The following is a 19,628-nucleotide window of genomic DNA, read 5'->3' as shown; positions in this document are numbered from 1 at the left end:
GACGCGTTCGCCGACCTGATGCGCGCGGACCCGGTCGCGTTCCGGCACGTGCCTGGGCTGCTTCACCGCCGGACGTCGAGCAGCAGCCTGAGCTACCGGGTGAAGGACGTGGTGCTGTCGATGAAGCAGGCGAACGTCGCCGCGCCGAGCCGGATCGTGCACGACGAGAAGATCCGGGCGCACTTCCGCCACCGTCGCAGCGGGCCATGCAGGCGCACGCCGACCCGTGGCTGGGCTACACCGACCTATCGAACGACTCACCGGCCGAGTGGGGCGGCTGAGCGCGACCGGATACACCGGTGAGCGAGCTTGCGAGCGGACAATCGACACAGTGCGTAGGCGCGCGCGGCCACCGACCTCGCGAGGTGGCCGCATGAGCCAGCCCGCGCTACCGACCCGCCGACACGCCCTAGACTGCCGGACGTGGAATACCAGCTCACCGCAGACGTCTCCCCCGCAGCCGACGCTCCGGAGCTCGACCCGCTGCAACGGCACGGGGTCGCCGCGCTGCTCGACGAGCAGCTCGACCTGCTCGCGGGCATCGAGGGCCCGGAGGGCGTCGAGGTGGAGCCGCTCGACCACCGGGTCGCGGTCCACCCGAGCGGCGCGGTCATCACCTGGCTGCTCGACGCGCCCGCGCTCGCGTTCGCCGAGGAGGCGGCCCGGCACGTGCTGACCGAGCTGCTGGCGCAGACGGAGCTGCTGTCCACCTGGTCGGTGGGGCGGTGCGAGGTCATCGCCACCGACGACGACCTGGCCGCGGCGCTGAACGACGCCGTGGAGGACCCCGAGGACGACGAGGCCGAGCTCACCGAGGAGGAGATCGCCGCCCTGCGCGACGAGCTGAGGTCCTCCGCGGACGCGCTGCGCGCCTTCGGCCTCGACGTGTTCGGCCACCGGCCCGACGACCCGGACTCCCCGGTCTCCGAGGAAGCCGCGCGGCTGGTCGCGGGCGCGCTGGTGCAGGGCATGGAGATCCTGACCGACGAGCTGTTCGCCGACGTGCAGGAACTCGAGGACGCGGAAAGCTCGGCCAGCGAGGTCGAGGCGCTCAGCGTCCTCAACCAGCTCCCGCAGCGCTACGCGGAGCACTACGGCGCCCTCTTCGCGAAGCAGTTCCTGGTCGTCACCGCCATCTTGGGCTACCGGCTCTCACAGCCGGAGTGGACGCCGCCGCTGTGCACGGCCGAGGCTCTTGCCCTGCACGTGCTCAAGACCGAGGCGAGCGTCCAACTCGACCTCGCGGGCCTGCTTGACGAGCTGCCCCTGAAAGAGATCTTCGCCGCATTCGACGAGCGCGTCTTCGCCGATCTCGATCACGAGCGCCTCTACGACCTGGAGGGGGAAGAGGGCGGCGAGGACGAGATCGACCTGCTCGGCACCCCTGGCCTGGACTTTGACGAGTGGTTCCTGCCGCGCGGCGCGGATGTCCTGCACCCGTACCTGGCTATAGAGCACTATCCGGAGTAGTCCCACCTTCCGGAACGGGCGTTGACCGCGCGCGGTCTCCCTGGTCGACTGGACTGGTGCGTCCCGAAGTGATTACCGGAAAGCGATGTCGACTCTGACGTCGTCCGCTCCCACCATCACCTTCGAAACCACCAGGACTCTCTTATGGCCGCGCCGCTTCAGCATGTCCAGAATCAGCCCACCCGGTTGTCGCTGACCGTCAACGTCACCGCGGACGCCGACCGCATTCCCACTCTCACCGCGGACCTTCTCCGCGCTCTCAACGCGTTCGGCGACCAGCAGGTGACGGTCACCGAGACCCCGACCCGCTCCGGTGTGCTCGTCGCCCTGCCCGGCACCCGGGCGCCGCTGCGCGTGCTGGTGGACGCCCGCCGCGTGCTGTGGCACGGCGAGGAGATCGCGCTGACCCGCCTGGAGTTCGACCTGCTGCTGTTCCTGGCCGCCAACCCCGGCCGGGTGCACCGCAGGCGCGGCCTGATGACCGAGGTGTGGCACACCTCCTACGTCAGCGAGCGCACGGTCGACGTCCACATCCGCAGACTGCGCGGCAAGTTGGGCCCCGCCCTGGTCCGCACGGTGCGCGGCGTCGGCTACCAGTTCGGCGACCCCAGCCTGGTCTCTATAGAGCAAGGCGAGTGATCAGATTCGGCGTGCCCGGAACGCGCGCCGGTAAGCCGAGGGCGAGGTCCGCATCGCGCGGGTGAAGTGGTGCCGGTAGGTGACCGGGCTGTCGAAGCCGACGGCTGCGGCGACCTCGGCGACCGACTCGTCCCCGGATTCCAGCAGGGCCAGGCTGGCCTGCACCCGTCGCGCGATCAGCCACCGGATCGGACTCGTGCCGCTGGCTCGCTTGAACCTGCGCAGGTAAGTGCGCGGTGACAGGTGCGCGTGGTGGGCTAACGCCTCGACGGTAAGCGGGGTGGCGAGGTTGGCCAGGGCCCACGCCATGCTCGCGCTGACCGGGTCGTCGGCCGGGGCGGGGACGGGCGTCTCGATGAACTGCGCCTGCCCGCCCTCGCGGTGCGGCGGGACGACCAGGCGGCGGGCCACCGCGTTGGCGACGGTCGCGCCGTGGTCCGCGCGTACCAGGTGCACGCACAGGTCGATTCCGGCAGCACTACCGGCGCTGGTCAGGACGTCGCCGTCGTCCACGTAGAGGACGTCCGGGTCGACCAGCACTTCCGGGTGCCGGGCGGCGAGCAGGTCGGCGTAGCGCCAGTGGGTGGTCGCGCGCCTGCCGTCGAGCAGGCCTGCGGCGGCCAGGGCGAACGCGCCCGAGCAGATCGAGACCAGGCGCGCTCCCCGGGCGTGCGCGGCGCGCAGGGCCGCGACCAGGGCCGGGGCGACCTCGGCGCGCACGTCCGGGACCCCGGGGACGATCACGGTGTCGGCATCGGCGAGCGCGGCCAGGCCCGCGTCGGCGTGCAGGGTGGCTCCGCCGACCACGCGGACCGGCCCGTCCGCGCAGAGGGTGAGCCGGTACCAGTCGACGTCCAGCTCAGGACGGGGCAGGCCGAAGACCTCGGTCACGATGCCGAGTTCAAAGGCGGACATGCCCTCGTAGGCGAGGACGCTCACGGTTCTGATGGCGAGATCTTAGCGAAGGGCGGCGTTCCCGCCACTGTCGTCGCCTGCGCGTTCAGCGCAGGATCTTGGGCATGACAGCCGACGCCATCGCCCACTTCGCCGCCCGCCTCGCCTTCGAGACCGACGTCAGCGACGTCCAGGCCGCCATCGCCGCCGCCGCGCCCGGACTGGTCGTGGTGGACGCGCGCTCGGCCGAGGCTTGGGAGCAGGGGCACATCCCCGGCGCGCTGCACCTGCCGACCCGGGAGATCGCCGCGCGGGCGGCCGAGGCCGTGCCCGCTTCCGCCGACGTGGTGACCTACTGCTGGGGGCCAGGCTGCAACGGCGCGACGCGGGCGGCGCTGGAGTTCGCCCGGCTCGGCTACCGCGTGCGGGAAATGCTCGGCGGGTTCGAGTACTGGGCGCGGGAGGGGTTCGCCGTCGCGGGAACGCTGGCACAGCGGGATATCGACCCGCTCACCGCTGTCGCGGCGGGCTGCGGATGCTGACCGCCGGAACTAGGCCGAATGGCCCAACGTGCGGCCCCACCCGTTTCGCGACCTGCGGCGTCGGGTACCCCGAGCAGCAAGATTCCCTTGTCCGGAAAGGAGATTCCGATGTCGACAGCCGCGATCATCGGTATCGCCGTCGCGGTCGTCGTGGTGCTTGTCGTGATCGCGTTCGCGGTTCGGCGGCAGTCTTACCGCAAACACCTGCGGGAGCGATTCGGCCCTGAGTACGACCGGACCGTGCGCGCGCGACCCAGGCGCGCGGCAGAACAGGAACTCGCCGATCGCGAGAAGCGCCATGAGCGGTTGGAGATCAAACCGCTGTCCTCTTCCGCGCGAGAGCGCTACCTACAGCAGTGGGCATTGGTGCAAGAGCAGTTCGTCGACCATCCCAGCGAAGCCGTCAAGGACGCAGACCGTCTCGTGGCAGCGGTGATGGCCGAACGCGGCTACCCCGCCGACAGCGAGCCGGAACAGCGGTTCGCGGACCTGTCCGTGCGGCACTCGCACACCGTGGAGCAATACCGGATCGCGCACCAGGTCAAGTGCAGGCAGGACCGCAGCCAGGTGTCCACAGAGGAGCTTCGCGAGGCGATCGTGCGCTACCGGTCGCTATTCGAGGAACTGGTGAACGAGGACGCCGGACACGCCGTCGGCTGACAGGAGGCTTTCCGTGCGAGACCACCCCGGTTTGGCCGACCCCCGGGCCACCGACCCGAGGGCTGCCGACCCCCGCCTGTCCGACGGCACGCCCGCCCACGACCCCAGCCCGCCCGTCGACCAGGACACCGCGCGTCCCGCCGACGTCGAAGGCGCCCCACTGTTTTCCGAGGACGAGGTAGCCCGCTTCCGCGAACGCTGGCAGGCGATCCAGACCGGCTTCGTGGACGACCCCCGGGAAGCCGTGCGCGCGGCGGACAAGTTGGTCGAGCAGGTATTGCAAGCGCTTGCGACCACGTTCACCGAGCACCGGCGCGGCCTGGAGGCGCAGGCGCAGACCGAGGATCTGCGAGTGGCGCTACGCCGGTACCGGTCGCTTTTCCAGCGCCTGCTCACGGCTTGAGGAAATTGTCGTACCCCACTGGCACACTGTTTTGCGCCAGGAGGGAGGACGGCACATGAGCAAGTCCGCGAGCGGGCACACCCTGTTCGACACGGCGATCGGCCGCTGCGGCATAGCGTGGGGCGAGCACGGCATCACCGCCGTGCAACTACCCGAGCGCGATGACGCGGCGACGGCCGCGCGGCTGCGTGCGTATGCGAACGAGGCAGACCCACCGGTGGCGGTGCGGTCGGCCATCGACCGGATAACGGCGCTGCTGCGCGGCGAGGCGGACGACTTAGCCGACATCGCCTTGGACCCGGCGGGCGTGCCGGAGTTCCACCGGCGCGTCTACGGGGTCGCCCGCGCCATCCCGGTCGGCCAAACCCTCACCTACGGCGAGGTCGCCGCCCGTTTGGGCGCACCCGGGTCGGCCCAGGCGGTCGGCCAGGCATTGGGGCGCAACCCGTACCCGATCGTCGTGCCCTGCCACCGAGTCCTGGCCGCGGGCGGCAAGGTCGGCGGCTTCTCCGCGGGCAACGGCGCGACGACCAAGCTCCGCATCCTGGCCATCGAAGGCGCGGCCCCGAACGGCCAACCGTCCCTTTTCGACTGACCACCCGATATGAACCGAACTTGGAACACCGCCCAGCACGGGAATCCTGATTGAGAGGTGAAACCACGAAGAACAGTCGACAACGACACCGAATCATCCGGGAGCCCAGTGGAATCCGCTACCCCGCGATTCCCGTTCGCGGAACCGGCACGCACACAGGTGCGGCGGCAAGCTTCGGTCGCAAGCTTCCGTGCCGCCCATCTCGACGCCGCTCGGGGACGGCGGGTCCGCAGGGGCGGTTCGCGGGCGGGGTTCCCGGGTCGGTTGGGGGCAGCGGAACGTTCCCGCATCGGTAAAGGGCAGCGGAGCGCGGAGTCAGCTGGGGCCGGTGGTGTGGGGCATGGGCAGGTACTCGACCACGCCGTCCGCGGTTGACGACTTGAGGTCGCAGCGGGCCACCAAGACGTCGAGGTGGGCGGCGGTCTCGCCGACGGCGAGGACCTGGTTGAACAGGTCCAGGGTGTCGAAGTGGCGGGCGCGGCGGGTCCAGCCCAGCAGCCTGGCCACGGCGAAAGCCGTCCCGGCGCCGTCGCGGACGGCGGCGGCGGTTTCGGCCAACCGGTCCTCGTGGTGGGCCAGCAGTTCGTCGACGCGGGTATGGACGCTGTCGGCGACCGGGCCGTGGGCGGGGAGCAGCCGCAGGTCGGGGAAGGTCCGCATGAGCCGCAGGGAGTCCAGGTAGTCCCCCAGCGGCAGCTCAGCCCGCGCGGGCTCGAACCCGATGGACGGGGTGATGTGCGGCAGCACGTGGTCCCCGGCGAACAACAGCCGCGCCGCCTCGTCGACGAACACCACGTGCCCTCGGGTGTGCCCCGGCGTCGGCACGGCCCGCAGCACGCGGTCGCCGACCTGGATGTCCTGCGCGCCCGGAATCCACTCGTCTGGCGTCTCGTAGCGGGGGCGGCCGGGGTCCCGGGCGTCGTAGAGCGCGCGCAGGGGGTCCACCAGCGTGTCCGCGCCCCACTGGACCAGCGCCCGGAACTGGCTCTCGGTCTCCCCCGCGATGGCCGCCTCGATGTTGGGCTGCTCGCCGAGCCCGAGGGCGATCTTCGTCCCGAACATCCGCCGCAGCTCCACGGCCATCGTGTAGTGGTCGCGGTGCATGTGCGTGACCAGGAACCGCTGGACGTCCCCCAGTTCGTACCCCACCGCCCCCAGCGACGATTCCAGCAGGTCACGCGCCTCCCGCAACCCCCACCCCGAGTCGACGAGCACCACCCCGCCACCGGTCTCGATGGCGTAGACGTTGACCGCGTGCAGACCGTCGTTCGGCAGCGGCAACGGAATGCGGTGCACCCCCGGGGCCACCTCGAACGCGCCCGGCTCGGTCCACGGCCCGGAACCGGCTCCCATCGTCGCCTCCTGTTGGTTGCGGTACGCAACATCCGCATCTCGCCCGCACAGTAGCAACGCGCGATCCGAAATGTCCCGAAGGCACTACTCGACGAGCAGCACCGGCGCGGTAGGTCCGGCTCTTCGCAGGCCACCGCGCTCGAATCCGGCGGCCGGTGTCGACCTGAGCACGACTCGGGAGGCGAGTCGCGTCCAGAAGCCGGGAAGGAAACGAGCAGGATTCGGCCTGCCAGCCAACGTCGTGGGGCGGGCGGGGCGCGGGGAGTCGGCGCTTCGCGGCCTCGGTGGGTGCGGGTGGGTAGGGTGGCCGGGTGTCACAGCGACCGCTGCACGCCTCGTTCGGCGCCGCGGCGGCCGCGTACGCCGAGCACCGGCCGGACTACGCGCGGGCCGCGGTGCGCTGGGCGCTGGAGTTCGCGCCCGGCCCTCGGGTGCTCGACCTCGGGGCGGGCACCGGCAAACTCACCGCCACGCTGGCCGCGCTGGACGCGGACGTCGTCGCGGTCGAACCTGACCCGGCGATGCTGGCCGAACTGCGCCGCGCGCTGCCCGCTGTCCGCGCGCTGCCGGGCAGCGCCGAGGCGATACCGCTGCCGGACGCGTCCGTCGACGCCGTGCTGGCCGGAAACGCCCTGCACTGGTTCGACATGGCCGTCGCGGGACCGGAGATCGCCAGGGTCCTCGCCGGTGTGCTGCGCGTCCGGCGACTCTGACACCAGCCACGATGTCCCGCACGGCCAGGGAGAACAGGCGGCCGGGAAAACAGTCCGCGGGAACGGTCAGGCGGTGATGGTGATGGCCGCGACGACCAAGCCGTTGGCGGTGAGCCAGCGGCCGTCGAAACCGGTGATCTCCCTGCCGTCGACCACCGGGCCGGGAACGAGGAGGTCCGCGGTGAAGGTGCCCTTCGGGTTCATGCGGATGCGGGCCTCGGAGAAGCCCAGCCACTTGCGCGTCAGCGGGAACCAGGACTTGTAGACGCTTTCCTTCGCGGCGAAGAGCAGTTTGTCCCAGTGCACGTCCGCGTGGTTCTTGGCCAGCACCGTGAGGTGGATGCGCTCGTCAGGCAGCGTTACCGCGTCCAAGACGCCCTCGGGCAGGGGGACGTGGGGTTCTGCGTCGATTCCCACGGTCACCACGTCCGCGGCCTCGGCGAGGACCGCGGCCCGGTAACCGGCGCAGTGGGTCATGCTGCCGACGACGCCTCCCGGCCACTGGGGGGCGCCGCGTTCGCCGGGGAGGATGGCGGCGGGTGGCCTGCCCAGCCGCGCGAGGGCCTGGCGGGCGCAGTGGCGCGCGGTGGTGAACTCGCGGCGGCGTTTGTCCACCGACTTCGCCACCACCGCCTCTTCCTCCGGCAACAGGGTCGCCTCGGGCGGGTCGTCATAGGCCTCCACCGCCACGACGGCGGTGGGCAGGATTTTCTCGATCACCGGACCACCACAGGCTCGACACTAACCGGACCGCGGCGTCCTTGGGGGGCCGCGTGTTCTGCGTCATCGCACTCTGGGAGAGGGCGCGCGCAAGCGACCGCCCCGGGTAGGGCGGTCACCGGAGCCGGGCTCAGCGGCCCACGCGGGCGACCACATAGTTCATCGGCAGGTCCAGCCGGTCGCCGTTGGGCAAGGTGTCGGTGCCCTGCAGAACGGTCGACCCGCTGTCGACGATCTCGATGCCCGCCGCGGCCAGCACGGCTTCGAGCTTGCCGTCCTCCCAGGCCGCCGGGGTCAGGCCGTGCTTGAACACCTGCCGCATCTTCGGCACGGCGTCCGGGCTCTGCTCGATCGCCGACTTGATCGTCAGCCCGGCCGCGGGCGCCAGCTCGACGGCGAACAGGTGACCGGTCTCGCCCAGCAGCGCCGCGAGTGAAGCCGCCGCGTCGGCCCGCCGCTCGTCGGGCATCTGGTGCAGGACGCCGCGCAGGTAGATGTTCACGTCGCCGAGTTCGCCGTGCAGGGCGCGCGCGGCCGCCGGGTCGGCGAGGTCGAACGTGCGGAACTCGACCGGCGACCCCGCCTGGAGCTTGCGGGCGTGCTCGATCGCCGCCGGGGCGAAGTCCAGTCCCAGGACGCGCGAGTAGCGCTCGGCGAGCGCCGCGGACTGGGTGCCGTTGCCGCAGCCGACGTCGAGCACCGGCAGCGCCTCGGCGAAGTGCGGCTCGAACAAGGGAAGCTGCGCGGTCGCGGTGACGCTGGGCGAGCTGTCCCAGATCGCGACGCCGCTCTCCTGGGGGATGTCCGCCCAAAAACTCTGCCAGTTGGTGTTCACCGAATCGGCCATTTTTCCTCCACCGCTCACCCACCAGTGGTGTTGGTCTACGTCTCCGTAGCGGTGTACGACAAGTCCTTGATCCACAATTGCGCTATCCGAGTGAAATTGCGTAACGCCGCACCACCCGATACGGGCGGGTAACACAGCGTTACGTCACCGCCGGTCACCGAGGGTCGCGGGTCCTCAGTCGACCCGGTCGCCTGCTCACGCCCCCGCGGCCGTCACCCAGGCGGCGATCTGCGCTCGGCTGTGGAAGTCCAGTTTGGTGAGGATGTGCTCCACATGAGTCTCCACCGTGCGGGTGGAGATCACCAGGTGGTCGGCGATTTCCCGGTTCGTCATCCCCTGCGCGACCAGCTTGGCGATCTGGGCCTGGCGTCTGGTCAGGACGGTGTCCACCGCGGAGCGCTCCGGGGCCCGCTCGACGGCGTAGCGCAGAGCGTCCTCCGACGGCAGGGTCCGGCCGGTGTCGAAGGCCTTGGCGAACGCCGCGTCTCCCAGCGCCTTCCGGGTGCGCGCCAGGTACTCCTCGCGAAGCTCGTTGAGCGGGACGTAGGCGGCCGTGGACGAGCCCATCGCGGTCCAGCCCGCGTCGGCGACGCCCAGCAGGGTCGCCGAGCGGACGAAGTCGCCCTGGTGGCTGGCGATGGCGGCCAAGAGTTCGGTGGTGAAGGCCTCGACCTCGACCGTGCCGACCGCGTGCGCCATGCGCAGCGCCTCGACGGCGAGGGGGTCAGCGCGCTCGGCGTCGTGGGCGGCCTTCATGTCCAGGAAGGCCAGCACGCACAGCGTCCACGAGCGCCAGTGGGTCTCGCCGCTCTCGGCGCAGCGGGCGATGGCCGCGTTGAGGATCTCCCGGCCCTGCTCGTAGTCCTCGGCGAGGCCGACCGCGAGGCCGTAGCCGGGCGGGGTCGACAGCAGGCCCCTGGCCACCCCGGTCGCCTCGAAACCCGCCATCGCGACGCGGAACTGGGGCACCGCGGCCTCCGGGTGGCCGCTGAACACCCCGGCCACGCCCCAGCCGTTGGCGATGTAGGCCGCCTCCACCTCGTCCGGCCGCAGCGCCAGCAGGTCGGCTGCGGCGGCGAACGAGTTCACGACCGTCTCCGCGTCACCCTGGAACAGCGCCGTCCAGCCGAGAATCCGCAGGGCCGTCACCCGCTCGGGGGCGTCCTCGGGCAGCGCGGCCAGCGCCCGGTCCATCCAGACCCGCAACTCGGTGAACCGGCCGCTGATGGACCAGAAGTCGATGATGTCGGCGATCATCCGCACCCCGACGGCCGCCTCGCCCGGCTCGGTGAAGCAGAAGTCCAGGGCGAGCCGGATGTTCGGGTAGTCCCGCCGCAGCGCGGCCGTTGTCGCCACCTGGTCCGGGCCGATCCACTCGTCCTGGAACCGGGCGGCCCGCTCGGCGTGCCAGTCCCGGTGCCGCCGGGCGACCCGCGGCCGGTCGCCGGACTCGGTGAGCCGGGCCAGGCCGAACTGCCGCAGCGTCTCCAGCATCCGGTAGCGGACCTCGCCGTCGTGCTCTTCGCGAACCAGCACGGACTTGTCCAGCAACCCGTCGACCAGGTCGAGCACCTCGGCCGGGTCGACGCCCGCGCCGCCGCAGACCTGCTCCACCGCGGCGAGGCTGACGGTGCCGGAGAACACCGACGCCCGCGCCCACATCAGCTGCTCGACCGCCGAGCACAGCCCGTAGCTCCACTCGATGGTCGCGAGCAGCGTCTGCTGCCGCCTTGGCGCGGTCCGCTTGCCGCCGGTCAGCAGAGACAGCCGGTCGGTGAGCCGCTCGGCAAGCTGCTTCACCGACAGCGACCGCACCCGCACCGCCGCGAGTTCGATCGCCAGCGGCAGCCCCTCCAACTCATGGCACAGCCGGGCCAGGTGGACGTAGTTCTCCTCGGTCACCGCGAACGAGGAACGCACCGCCCGCGCGCGGTCGACGAACAGCCGCACGGCGTCGTAGCGCTCCAGGTCGGCGGGCGAGTGGACGTCCTCGGGATTCGGGACCGCCAGCGGCGGCACCGGGAACACCTGCTCCCCGGGCACCCCGATCGACTGCCTGCTGGTGACCAGGACCGACACCCGGGGGCAGTTCCGCAGCACCGCGGCGACGAACCGGGCGCACGCGTCGACCAGGTGCTCGCAGTTGTCCAGCACCAGCAGCGCCCGCCGGTCCCGCAGGTGGTTGACCACCAGGTCGGTGGACGTGCGGCCGGACTGGTCGCGCAGCCCCATCGTCTCGGCGACCGTGTCCGCCACCAGGTCGGGGTCGCGCAGCTCGGCCAGCCGGACGAACACGACCTCGCCCCGATACTGCTCGCCGACCTCGGCGGCCACCCGCCCCGCCAGCCGCGTCTTGCCGACGCCGCCGGTGCCGCTGAGCGTCAGCAGGTGCCCAGCGCCGAGCAGCCTGCGCGCGTCGGCGGTCTCCCGCAGCCTGCCCACATAGCTGGTGCCCTCGATCGGGAGTTCGCCGCCGCGCTCGAACACCGCCGACGTCACCGTGTCCACGCTCAACCAGCCGCCCTCCGAGCCAGGGCCGACGAGTCTAGCGGGACGACACGGCGGGCAGCCGCTAGCGGGTCTCCCGCAGCTCAGGAGGGACCGCGCTGGGGTCGGCCGGGTTCTTCTGCTGCTCGCGGACCAGGATGCCGTGCAGGATCATCCGCTGCTTGTTGGAGAACTTCGGGTGGCAGGTGGTCAGCGTGATGAGCTTGCGGCGCTCGGCCTCCGGCAGGGTCGACCCCGGGTTCGTCGGCACCGGGGCGACCACCTCGCTGTCCTTCGGGGTGACGATCTGACGGCCGACCGCGGCCGCGTACGGGCCGGTCAGGGGTTCGACGCCGGAGCAGAGCGGGTCGGCGCCCCGGGTGGCCCAGTCGCGCGCGTCGGCCTCGGTGGGCAGCATCCGGTAGACGAACCAGCCCGTCTGGGTCTCCACGACGATCGCGTCGCAGGCCTGCAGCAGGTCGAGGTCGTTGAACGGGGCGCCCTTGCCCACCCGGTGCCCCGCGACGGCGAAGTTGCCCGGCTCCCCGGGAAGCGCGGAGTGCTTGTAGTGGCCGGGGCCGACTTCGAGGTTCTCGTTCGAGGTGCCCTCCACGATGGTGAAGCGGTAGTCCTCGCCGAGCGCGGGGATGTAGAGCTTGGCCATGCCCTCGCCGTCGGCGAAGGAGAACTTCTGGGTGCGCTCGTTGGGCCCCTGCCACTGCTGGTCGAGGGCGGAGGTGACGTCCCGCTGCTTGCCCGCGGACACCAGGTCGGTGACCCACACCTCGTAGAGCACGAACAGCAGCACGACCACGCCCAGGGTGACCATGAGCTCGCCGACGCCCTGCACCACGGTGCTGCCGACAGTCGCCCGCGGCGGCTTCGGCTTGGCGCGGTCGTCGGGTTCGTCCTCGTAGTCCTGGTCGTCGTCCTGGTCGTCGTCCTGGTCGGCGTAGTCGTCTTCGTAGCTGTCGGCGTAGTCGTCGGCCGGGTAGTCGACGGCCGGGACCACGGCCGGGACAGCCGGGATCAGCTCCGTCGGGTCCTCGACGACGGCGGGCACCGGCGGCATGACCTCGGTGGGCGCCTCACCCGGGTGCATCGGCCGGGGCGCGCCCGCCGGAAACGGCCGCGGCCGAGTCGGGAACGGCGGCGGAGCCTGACGGCCCCGCGCAGGCGGCGGCACCGGTCGCACCCGCTCGGTCGGCGGCGCCGGGTGGACCCGCCCGGGGGGCGGCACCGGCTGGACGCGCTCGGTCGGCGGCAGCGGCTGGCCGCGCTCGACCGGTGGCTGGGCCGCGGGCCGCACGCGCTCGGTGGGCACGTCCAGGCGGGGCAGCCCGATCTGGGCGGCGTCGCCGAGCACGCCGGAAATCGGGACGTCCTGCTCGGGCAGCGGGACCTCGCGGGCGGGCGGGAGGTCGCGGCGGTGGCCGTTCGGCGGTGTGTGGTGGGAGCGTGGCGGGGCCGGTGGAGCGTGGCCGCTCAGCGGGGCTTCGGCGGCCGCACCGGGGCGGGGAACTCCGGGCGCGGACTCGCTCGGCGGCTCGAAAGCGGGGGCGGGCGCACGACGACGGCCAGCCGAGGGAACCTCTCCGCCGCCGTCACCCGACGAAGCCTCGAAAACAGGGCCGCTCGGCGCGGGCGCACGACGACGGCCAGCCGAGGGAAGCTCTCCGACGTGGCCGTCCACGGGAGCCTCGAAAGCAGGGCTGCCGGGCGCGGCCGCACGACGACGACCGGTCAGCGGGACCTCACGGACGTCATCACCCGGCGGAACCTCGAAAGCAGCGCCGCTCGGCGCGGGCGCACGACGACGACCAGCCGGCGAAACCTCACGGGCATCACCATCAGACGGAACCTCGAAAGCAGCGCCGCTCGGCGCGGGCGCACGACGACGACCAGTCGGCCGAACCTCGCGGACGTCACCATTCAGCGGCGGCTCGTAGGCGTGGACGTCGGGCGCGGCCTCGTGCGGGTGGCCGTTGGGCGGGAGGTCGCCGAGGTGGCCGCTCAGCGGGACGGCACGGGTCGGGCCGGGCGGGATCTCGCGCGCGAGGCCGCCTGCCTGCGCCTCGCGGAGGTGGCCGTTTGCCGGGACACCGCGCGGGGAGCCGTTCTGCGGAACCTCGCGCGGGAAGCCGTCGGGCGCGGCGGCGCGGGCGTGGCCGTTGGCCTGCTCGCGGACGTGGCCGTTGGCCGCGACGTCATACGCGTGGTCGTGGGACGGTTCTTCCCAGCCGTGGCCGTCGCGCGGAGCACCATGCGCGCGTCCGTTGGGTGGCGTCTCGCGGGGCTGGCCGTTCAGCGGAGGGCCAGGGGCCGGGGTGTGCGGCGGGAGGTCGCCCAGGTGGCCGCTCAGCGGGACAGCGCGCGTCGGACCTGGCGCGATCTCGCGAGCGTGGCCGTTCCGAGGGGGCTCGACGCCGACAGGTGGGGGGGTCTGGCGGGGGTAGTCGGTTCGCGGGGCCTCGCGGACGTCGCCGTTCAGGTGAGCCTCATAGGGGTGGCCGTCGGGCACGGCCTCGCGGACCTGGCCGGGTGGCCGGGGGGCGCGGGCGTGGTCGGTCGGTGGGGTGTCGCGGGGGTGGCCCGCGGGGGGACGGGCCGCTGAGGGCAGCGGCGGACGCCGGTCGTCCCGCATGTGCTCACCCCCTCGTCGTCCTATGGCATCACGATAGGTCAACCCGCCGTTCGGAGGGCGTCAATCCGGCACAGCCCACAGCGCTGCTCACCCACAGCGCTGGTCACCGCCCGTCCCTCAGGCGAGGAAGCCGCGCAGCAGCGATGCCGTGCCCGCGAGGTGCTCGGCCATGGCCCGGCGCGCGGCGGGCGGGTCGCCGTCGAGGATAGCGTCCACGATGATCCGGTGTTGCTCGTCGGAGTGCTCGATGTTGGGCGGGATCAGCGGGATCGCGTCCAGCAGGGCGTTGACGCGGGTGCGCACGTCGGCGACGGCTCCGGTCAGCGACGGGGCGGCGGTGGCCTCGGCTATCGCCAGGTGCAGGCGCGAGTCGGTGCGGCGGTAGTCGGCCAGGTCCGCGCGGGCGCAGTCGGCCAGGCGGGCGCGCAGGTGCCTGCGGACCTCAGGGGTCAGCGCCCGCGCCGCCGCGGTCTCGGCCGCGCCGGTCTCCAGGACGAACCGCAGGGTCAGCGCGTCCTCCAACTCCCCCGGCGGGGCCGGGAGCGGGTCGGCCGCGCCCCGGGGCGGTGGGACGGAGCGGACGAACGTGCCGCCGTAGCGGCCCCGGCGGGACTCGACGTGGCCGGACTCCTGCAGGGCCCGCAGCGCCTCGCGCAGGGTGACCCGGCTGACGCCCAGCCGCGCGGACAGCTCGCGCTCCGGGGGCAGCCGCCCGCCGGGCGGGACGACGCCGAGGCGGATGGCGGCGAGCATCCGCTCCATCGTCTCCTCGAACGCGTTGCCCGTGCGGACCGGGCGGAACAGCGCGTCCGCGAGCACGTCGTCCAGCCCGCGACCGGAATCGGGATCAGAGGGGAGTGACATACGCGCCGGAGATGCCGCCGTCGACCAGGAACGACGACGCGGTCATGAACGAGGAGTCGTCGCTGGCCAGGAACGCGACCGCGGCGGCGATCTCCTCCGGCTCGGCGAATCGGCCGATCGGGATGTGCACGAGCCGCCGCGCGGCCCGCTCGGGGTCCTTGGCGAACAGCTCGCGCAGCAGCGGGGTGTTCACCGGGCCGGGGCACAGGGCGTTGACCCGGATGCCCTCGCGGGCGAACTGCACGCCCAGCTCGCGGCTCATCGCCAGCACGCCGCCCTTGGACGCGGTGTAGGAGATCTGCGAGGTGGCCGCGCCCATGACCGCGACGAACGAGGCGGTGTTGATCACCGAGCCGCGGCCCTGGCGGCGCATGTGGCCGATGGCGTGCTTGCAGCACAGGTACACCGAGGTCAGGTTGACCTCCTGCACGCGCAGCCAGGCGTCGAGCCCGGTGGTGAGGATCGAGTCGTCCTCGGGCGGGGAGATGCCCGCGTTGTTGAACGCGACGTCGAGCGAGCCGTAGGTGTCGACGGCGGCCTGGAACAGGGCCTCGACCTCGGTTTCGCTGGTGACGTCGACCCGCACGAACAGCCCGTCGACCTCGTCGGCGGCGGCTTTCCCGCCGTCGGGGTCGACGTCGCCGATCACGACCCGCGCGCCCTCGGCGGCGAGCCTGCGGGCCGAGGCGAGCCCGATGCCGCTGGCCCCGCCGGTGATGACGGCGACGCGGCCGTCGAGACGCTTGGCCATCTCCAGTCCTCCTAGTCGTCTGTGTCGATCTAGTCGTCTGTGTCGATGAAGACGTTCTTGACGTCGGTGAACGCCGCGACCGCGTCCGGCCCAAGCTCACGCCCGAGACCGGACTGCTTGAAGCCGCCGAAGGGCGCCCAGTAGCGGACCGACGAGTTCGAGTTGATCGACAGGTTGCCCGCGTCGACGCCCCGGGCCACCCGCAGCGCCCGGCCGACGTCGCGGGTCCAGATGGAGCCGGACAGCCCGTATTCGGTGTCGTTGGCCAGCCGCACGGCCTCGGCCTCGTCGTCGAAGGGCAGCACGGCCACCACCGGCCCGAACACCTCGTCGGTGACCGCCCTGTGGTCGGTCGCGACCGGACCGAGCACGGTGGGCGGGAACCAGAACCCCGGCCCTTCCGGCGCGCCACCACGGAAAGCGACCGGCGCACCGTCTATATAGGACGCCACCCGGTCACGGTGAGCCGCCGAGATCAGCGGCCCCATCTCGGTGGCCTCGTCGCCCGGGGCGCCGACCACGACCTGCCGAACGGCCTGCTCGAACAACTCCATGAACCGGTCGTAAACCGGACGCTGGACAAGGACGCGCGACCGCGCGCAGCAATCCTGCCCCGCGTTGTCGAACACGGCGGCGGGCGCCTTCGCGGCGGCCTTCGCGAGGTCGGCGTCGGCGAAGACGATATTGGCGTTGTTGCCACCGAGTTCGAGCGTCACCCGCTTCACCTGGTCGGCGCACCCGGCCATGATCTGCTTACCGACCTCAGTGGACCCGGTGAACACGACCTTGCGCACCAACGGGTGCGTCACAAACCGCTCCCCCACCACCGGCCCCCGGCCGGGCAACACCTGGAAGACGTCCTCAGGAATACCGGCCTGCTTAGCCAATTCGGCCAACCGCAACGCGGTAAGCGGAGTGAGCTCAGCGGGCTTGAGTACAACGGTGTTCCCACCGGCAAGCGCGGGCGCGAACCCCCACCCCGCGATCGGCATCGGAAAGTTCCACGGCACGATCACCCCGACCACGCCCAGCGGCTCGTGGAAGGTGACGTTCACCCCGCCCGGCACCGGAATCTGCCTGCCGAACAACCGCTCCGGCATCCCGGCGAAGTAATGCAGGACATCACGGACATTCCCCGCCTCCCACCGCGCGTTCCCGATGGTGTGCCCGGAGTTCGCCACCTCCAACCGCGCCAGATTCTCCAGATCCCCGTCAACGGCATCAGCGAACCGCCGCAACAACCGCGCCCGATCCCCCGGCGCCACCGCCCGCCACCCGGGCAACGCGGCATACGCCCGGGCGATGGCGGCATCGGTCTCGTCAACCGTCGCCAGGGCAACGGTATCCACCACCTCTTCAGTGGCCGGATTGATGATCTCGAGACTGCTCACCGCTCTCCTTCCCTAGCGCCCCTCGAATCCGTCAAGCCGTCTGTCCACATGCGCCGAAGTTGTCCACAGGTTCCGACAACCCCTCCCACCGGCCCGAACACCTGACAGACTGGAGCAGTGCCCCGGCCCAGGGCGCGGTCGTCTTGTCGTTGTGGTGGATGAGTCCCAAGAAAGGTGGTGGCCGAGTGATGCTGTGATCCCGTGCCGGTGCGCGGCGATGATCGTGGTGGTGCGGCTTGCTTGGCAGCCGCACGGATGACGAAGTGGACGAGCAGGCCGCACGCGGGCTCGCCAAGCCTGCCTGCCCGACCACCCCTGCTCGCGGGACACCCGCCCCGCACAAAGCCGTGCCCGGCCCTGCCAGGTGCTCGACGGGAGCGGAGCAGGACACCCGTCCTCCTGCCAGCCGCACCCGAAGCTGCCAGGTGCTCGATGGGGTGGAGTGGTTTCTTTGGGGGTGAAGGAAGATCCCAACAGCCCCAGGAGAGTCGCTATCGAGCAGACCACCGAACGCGGCCACGCCAGCCCGAACGCAGGCCGCCCCGTTCATGACCGTTGCCTGCGGCGGCACGCGGCCTGAACCAAGGCGGCGAACAACCGCACATCAGCCGGGTCCTGCTCCGGATGCGACTGGACGCCCAGAACAAAAGTGGCGGCAGGAAGCTCGACCGCCTCAATAGTGCCGTCCGGCGCGGTCGCGGCCACCGTCAGACCGGCCCCGAGCCGGTCGATCGACTGGTGATGGTGGCAGTGCGTCTGAGCGGACGAACCCAAGATCGTCGCCAACGTCGAAGCGGGGCGGATCGACAGTTCCGTCTTGCCGAAGCGGGCCACTTCCGGCTGGTGGTCGGTGTTTCCGACGACCTCGGGGGTGTGCTGGTGCAGCGTGCCGCCCCGGGCGATGTTGAGCACCTGCATTCCCCGGCACACCGCCAGCAGCGGCAGGTCAAGCCGGATGGCCGCGTCGAGCAGGGCGAACTCGGCCGCGTCGCGGGTGGGTTGCGGGGTGCCGGTGGTGGGGTGGGGTTCCTGGCCGTAGCGGCGGGGGTCGATGTCGGCGCCGCCCGCGAGGACCAGGCCGTCGAGCCAGTCGACGGTGTCGGCGCGCCAGTCGCCGATGGGGGGCAGGAGGACCGCGTTGCCGCCCGCCGCGCACACGGAGTCGACGTAAACCCGGTGCAGGACGGCGGCTTCGGCTTCCCAGATGCCGAAGGTCGAGTGCTCCAGGTATGTGGTGACCCCGATGACGGGGGGCCGGTCAGAGGCGTTCGAAGCCACGCACGCGCTCCCAGTCGGTGACGGCCGCGTCGAAGGCGGCCTGTTCCACCCGCGCGGCGTTGCCGTAGTGCTCGACGACGTCCGCGCCGAACGCCGCGCGGGCGACGGCGCTCTCGGCGAGCAGGTCGGCGGCCTCGCGCAGGGTGGTGGGGACGCGCGGCTTCTGGGAGTTGTAGGCGTTTCCGGTGAACGGCGGCTCCAGCGGCAGCTCGTTCTCGATGCCGTGCAGGCCCGCGGCGATCAGCGCGGCGACCGCGAGGTACTGGTTGACGTCGCCGCCGGGCACCCGGTTCTCCACCCGCAGCGAGGGGCCGTGGCCCACGACGCGCAGGGCGCAGGTGCGATTGTCCACGCCCCAGGCCACCGCGGTCGGGGCGAACGAGCCGGGGGCGAAGCGCTTGTAGGAGTTGACGTTCGGGGCGAAGAAGTAGGTCAGCTCGCGCAGGCAGGCGAGTTGACCGGCGAGGAACTTCGACATCAGCGGGGAGAACCCGCCCGGCCGGTCACCGGCGAGGGCGGGCCTGCCCTCGGTGTCGCGCAGGCTGATGTGGATGTGGCAGGAGTTGCCCTCGCGCTCGTTGTACTTCGCCATGAACGTCAGGCTGCGCCCGTGCTTGGCCGCGATCTCCTTGGCGCCGGTCTTGTAGACGCCGTGGTTGTCGCAGGTGGTGAGCGCGTCGGCGAAGCGGAACGCGATCTCGTGCTGGCCAGGGTTGCACTCGCCCTTGGCCGACTCGACGTACAGGCCCGCGCCCGCCATGCCGGTGCGGATGGCGCGCAGCAGCGGCTCGACGCGGCCGGTGCCCAGCAGCGAGTAGTCCACGTTGTACTGGTTCGCGGGCCTCAGGTCGCGGTAGCCGCGGTCCCACGCCTGCTCGTAGGTGTCGTCGAAGACGAGGAACTCCAGCTCCGTGCCCACGAACGCGGTCAGGCCGTGCTCGGCGAGCCGGTCGAGCTGGCGGCGCAGCACCTGGCGCGGGGAGACCGTAACCGGGCCGCCGGTGACCAGCTCGACGTCGGCGAGGACCAGCGCGGTGCCCTCGTGCCAGGGCAGCAGGCGCAGCGTGTCCAGGTCGGGGCGCAGCACCAAGTCGCCGTAGCCGCTGTCCCAGGACGAGGTGCGGTAGCCGTCGACGGTGTTCATCTCGACGTCGACGGCGAGCAGGTAGTCGCACGCCTCGGTGGCGTGGTCGACGACCTCGTTGAGGAAGTACCGCGCCGCGCACCGCTTGCCCTGCAACCGGCCCTGCATGTCGGTCATCGCGACCAGCACGGTGTCGACGGCGCCCGCGGCCACCAGCTCGCGCAGCCGGGCCACCGAGATCAGGCCCTCGTCGCGCGGTCGGTCGGTGTCGCGCATCAGCCGGGCCCCCAAAG

At 71.8% G+C, this 19,628-nt stretch carries 17 protein-coding genes and 2 pseudogenes; 8 read left to right on the top strand and 11 right to left on the bottom strand.

Annotation, left to right across the window (positions count from 1 at the left end; all coding sequences use genetic code 11):
- Positions 1-105: 105 nt before the first annotated feature.
- The 3 genes and pseudogenes from BLS56_RS30945 to BLS56_RS25560 all read left to right on the top strand — a co-directional run.
- Positions 106-248 (top strand): annotated as a pseudogene (locus BLS56_RS30945) (DUF2252 family protein); the annotation flags it as partial.
- A gap of 175 nt (positions 249-423) precedes the next feature.
- Positions 424-1,470: a hypothetical protein gene (locus tag BLS56_RS25565; RefSeq protein ID WP_091455845.1), complete on the top strand. Its 1,047-nt coding sequence runs from the start codon at positions 424-426 to the stop codon at positions 1,468-1,470.
- A 144-nt stretch (positions 1,471-1,614) separates the two neighbouring features.
- Positions 1,615-2,109: a winged helix-turn-helix domain-containing protein gene (locus BLS56_RS25560; RefSeq protein ID WP_091455842.1), complete on the top strand. Its 495-nt coding sequence runs from the start codon at positions 1,615-1,617 to the stop codon at positions 2,107-2,109.
- Here the strand turns inward: BLS56_RS25560 and BLS56_RS25555 are convergent, their stop codons facing one another.
- Positions 2,110-3,057 (bottom strand): helix-turn-helix domain-containing protein, encoded by a 948-nt coding sequence (locus BLS56_RS25555; RefSeq protein ID WP_407640552.1) that lies wholly within the window; start codon positions 3,055-3,057, stop codon positions 2,110-2,112.
- 71 nt (positions 3,058-3,128) lie between these two features.
- On the opposite strand from BLS56_RS25555, the gene BLS56_RS25550 reads away from it, so the two are divergent.
- The 4 genes from BLS56_RS25550 to BLS56_RS25535 all read left to right on the top strand — a co-directional run bounded on the left by BLS56_RS25550 (position 3,129) and on the right by BLS56_RS25535 (position 5,203).
- Positions 3,129-3,545 carry a rhodanese-like domain-containing protein gene (locus tag BLS56_RS25550; RefSeq protein ID WP_091455840.1) on the top strand — a complete coding sequence of 139 codons (417 nt, stop codon included), beginning with the start codon at positions 3,129-3,131 and terminating at the stop codon, positions 3,543-3,545.
- A gap of 108 nt (positions 3,546-3,653) precedes the next feature.
- A complete protein-coding gene (locus tag BLS56_RS25545) occupies positions 3,654-4,205 on the top strand; it encodes a hypothetical protein (protein WP_091455837.1) in 552 nt (183 codons plus the stop codon).
- Between the two features lie 13 nt (positions 4,206-4,218).
- The gene (locus BLS56_RS25540) at positions 4,219-4,608 is read left to right on the top strand and encodes a hypothetical protein (RefSeq protein WP_228771929.1); all 390 of its coding nucleotides are present in this window, start codon (positions 4,219-4,221) and stop codon (positions 4,606-4,608) included.
- Positions 4,609-4,663: 55 nt separating this feature from the next.
- A complete protein-coding gene (locus tag BLS56_RS25535) occupies positions 4,664-5,203 on the top strand; it encodes a methylated-DNA--[protein]-cysteine S-methyltransferase (protein WP_091455834.1) in 540 nt (179 codons plus the stop codon).
- A 315-nt stretch (positions 5,204-5,518) separates the two neighbouring features.
- On the opposite strand, the gene BLS56_RS25530 is transcribed toward BLS56_RS25535, so the two are convergent.
- A complete protein-coding gene (locus BLS56_RS25530; RefSeq protein ID WP_091455831.1) occupies positions 5,519-6,556 on the bottom strand; it encodes an MBL fold metallo-hydrolase in 1,038 nt (345 codons plus the stop codon).
- Between the two features lie 311 nt (positions 6,557-6,867).
- Here BLS56_RS25530 and BLS56_RS25525 point away from each other — a divergent pair.
- Positions 6,868-7,242: pseudogene (locus BLS56_RS25525) on the top strand (class I SAM-dependent methyltransferase); the annotation flags it as partial.
- A 93-nt stretch (positions 7,243-7,335) separates the two neighbouring features.
- Here BLS56_RS25525 and BLS56_RS25520 read toward each other — a convergent pair.
- The 9 genes from BLS56_RS25520 to BLS56_RS25475 all read right to left on the bottom strand — a co-directional run bounded on the left by BLS56_RS25520 (position 7,336) and on the right by BLS56_RS25475 (position 19,611).
- Positions 7,336-7,989 (bottom strand): 4'-phosphopantetheinyl transferase family protein, encoded by a 654-nt coding sequence (locus BLS56_RS25520; RefSeq protein ID WP_091455827.1) that lies wholly within the window; start codon positions 7,987-7,989, stop codon positions 7,336-7,338.
- A gap of 130 nt (positions 7,990-8,119) precedes the next feature.
- Entirely contained in the window at positions 8,120-8,836 is a 717-nt protein-coding gene (locus BLS56_RS25515) for a class I SAM-dependent methyltransferase (RefSeq protein ID WP_091455825.1), read from the bottom strand.
- 195 nt (positions 8,837-9,031) lie between these two features.
- Positions 9,032-11,344: an ATP-binding protein gene (locus BLS56_RS25510; protein WP_091455823.1), complete on the bottom strand. Its 2,313-nt coding sequence runs from the start codon at positions 11,342-11,344 to the stop codon at positions 9,032-9,034.
- 64 nt (positions 11,345-11,408) lie between these two features.
- Positions 11,409-13,967: a class E sortase gene (locus tag BLS56_RS32555; RefSeq protein WP_228771928.1), complete on the bottom strand. Its 2,559-nt coding sequence runs from the start codon at positions 13,965-13,967 to the stop codon at positions 11,409-11,411.
- 117 nt (positions 13,968-14,084) lie between these two features.
- Entirely contained in the window at positions 14,085-14,831 is a 747-nt protein-coding gene (locus tag BLS56_RS25495; protein WP_091455818.1) for a FadR/GntR family transcriptional regulator, read from the bottom strand.
- Entirely contained in the window at positions 14,815-15,582 is a 768-nt protein-coding gene (locus BLS56_RS25490) for a 3-oxoacyl-ACP reductase (protein ID WP_091455815.1), read from the bottom strand. The genes BLS56_RS25495 and BLS56_RS25490 overlap by 17 nt, the downstream gene beginning before the upstream one ends.
- A gap of 29 nt (positions 15,583-15,611) precedes the next feature.
- Entirely contained in the window at positions 15,612-16,973 is a 1,362-nt protein-coding gene (locus BLS56_RS25485; protein WP_091455812.1) for an aldehyde dehydrogenase family protein, read from the bottom strand.
- A gap of 546 nt (positions 16,974-17,519) precedes the next feature.
- Positions 17,520-18,251, bottom strand: a complete 732-nt coding sequence (locus BLS56_RS25480; protein WP_091455809.1) for a gamma-glutamyl-gamma-aminobutyrate hydrolase family protein — start codon at positions 18,249-18,251, stop codon at positions 17,520-17,522.
- Complete coding sequence (locus tag BLS56_RS25475) at positions 18,232-19,611, bottom strand: glutamine synthetase family protein (RefSeq protein ID WP_175483041.1); 1,380 nt, start codon at positions 19,609-19,611, stop codon at positions 18,232-18,234. The genes BLS56_RS25480 and BLS56_RS25475 overlap by 20 nt, the downstream gene beginning before the upstream one ends.
- Positions 19,612-19,628: the final 17 nt, after the last annotated feature.

The sequence above is a fragment of the Actinokineospora iranica genome (genome assembly GCF_900101685.1).
Classification (GTDB): Bacteria; Actinomycetota; Actinomycetes; order Mycobacteriales; family Pseudonocardiaceae; genus Actinokineospora; species Actinokineospora iranica.
This window is presented reverse-complemented; position numbering and strand designations above follow the sequence as displayed.

Coding starts and splice junctions, on each gene's coding strand:
- BLS56_RS25560 (WP_091455842.1), top strand. CDS start 1,615: ATGGCCGCGCCGCTTCAGCATGTCCAGAATCAGCCCACCCGGTTGTCG.
- BLS56_RS25550 (WP_091455840.1), top strand. CDS start 3,129: ATGACAGCCGACGCCATCGCCCACTTCGCCGCCCGCCTCGCCTTCGAG.
- BLS56_RS25545 (WP_091455837.1), top strand. CDS start 3,654: ATGTCGACAGCCGCGATCATCGGTATCGCCGTCGCGGTCGTCGTGGTG.
- BLS56_RS25535 (WP_091455834.1), top strand. CDS start 4,664: ATGAGCAAGTCCGCGAGCGGGCACACCCTGTTCGACACGGCGATCGGC.
- BLS56_RS25530 (WP_091455831.1), bottom strand. CDS start 6,556: ATGGGAGCCGGTTCCGGGCCGTGGACCGAGCCGGGCGCGTTCGAGGTG.
- BLS56_RS25515 (WP_091455825.1), bottom strand. CDS start 8,836: ATGGCCGATTCGGTGAACACCAACTGGCAGAGTTTTTGGGCGGACATC.
- BLS56_RS32555 (WP_228771928.1), bottom strand. CDS start 13,967: ATGCGGGACGACCGGCGTCCGCCGCTGCCCTCAGCGGCCCGTCCCCCC.
- BLS56_RS25495 (WP_091455818.1), bottom strand. CDS start 14,831: ATGTCACTCCCCTCTGATCCCGATTCCGGTCGCGGGCTGGACGACGTG.
- BLS56_RS25490 (WP_091455815.1), bottom strand. CDS start 15,582: ATGGCCAAGCGTCTCGACGGCCGCGTCGCCGTCATCACCGGCGGGGCC.
- BLS56_RS25475 (WP_175483041.1), bottom strand. CDS start 19,611: ATGCGCGACACCGACCGACCGCGCGACGAGGGCCTGATCTCGGTGGCC.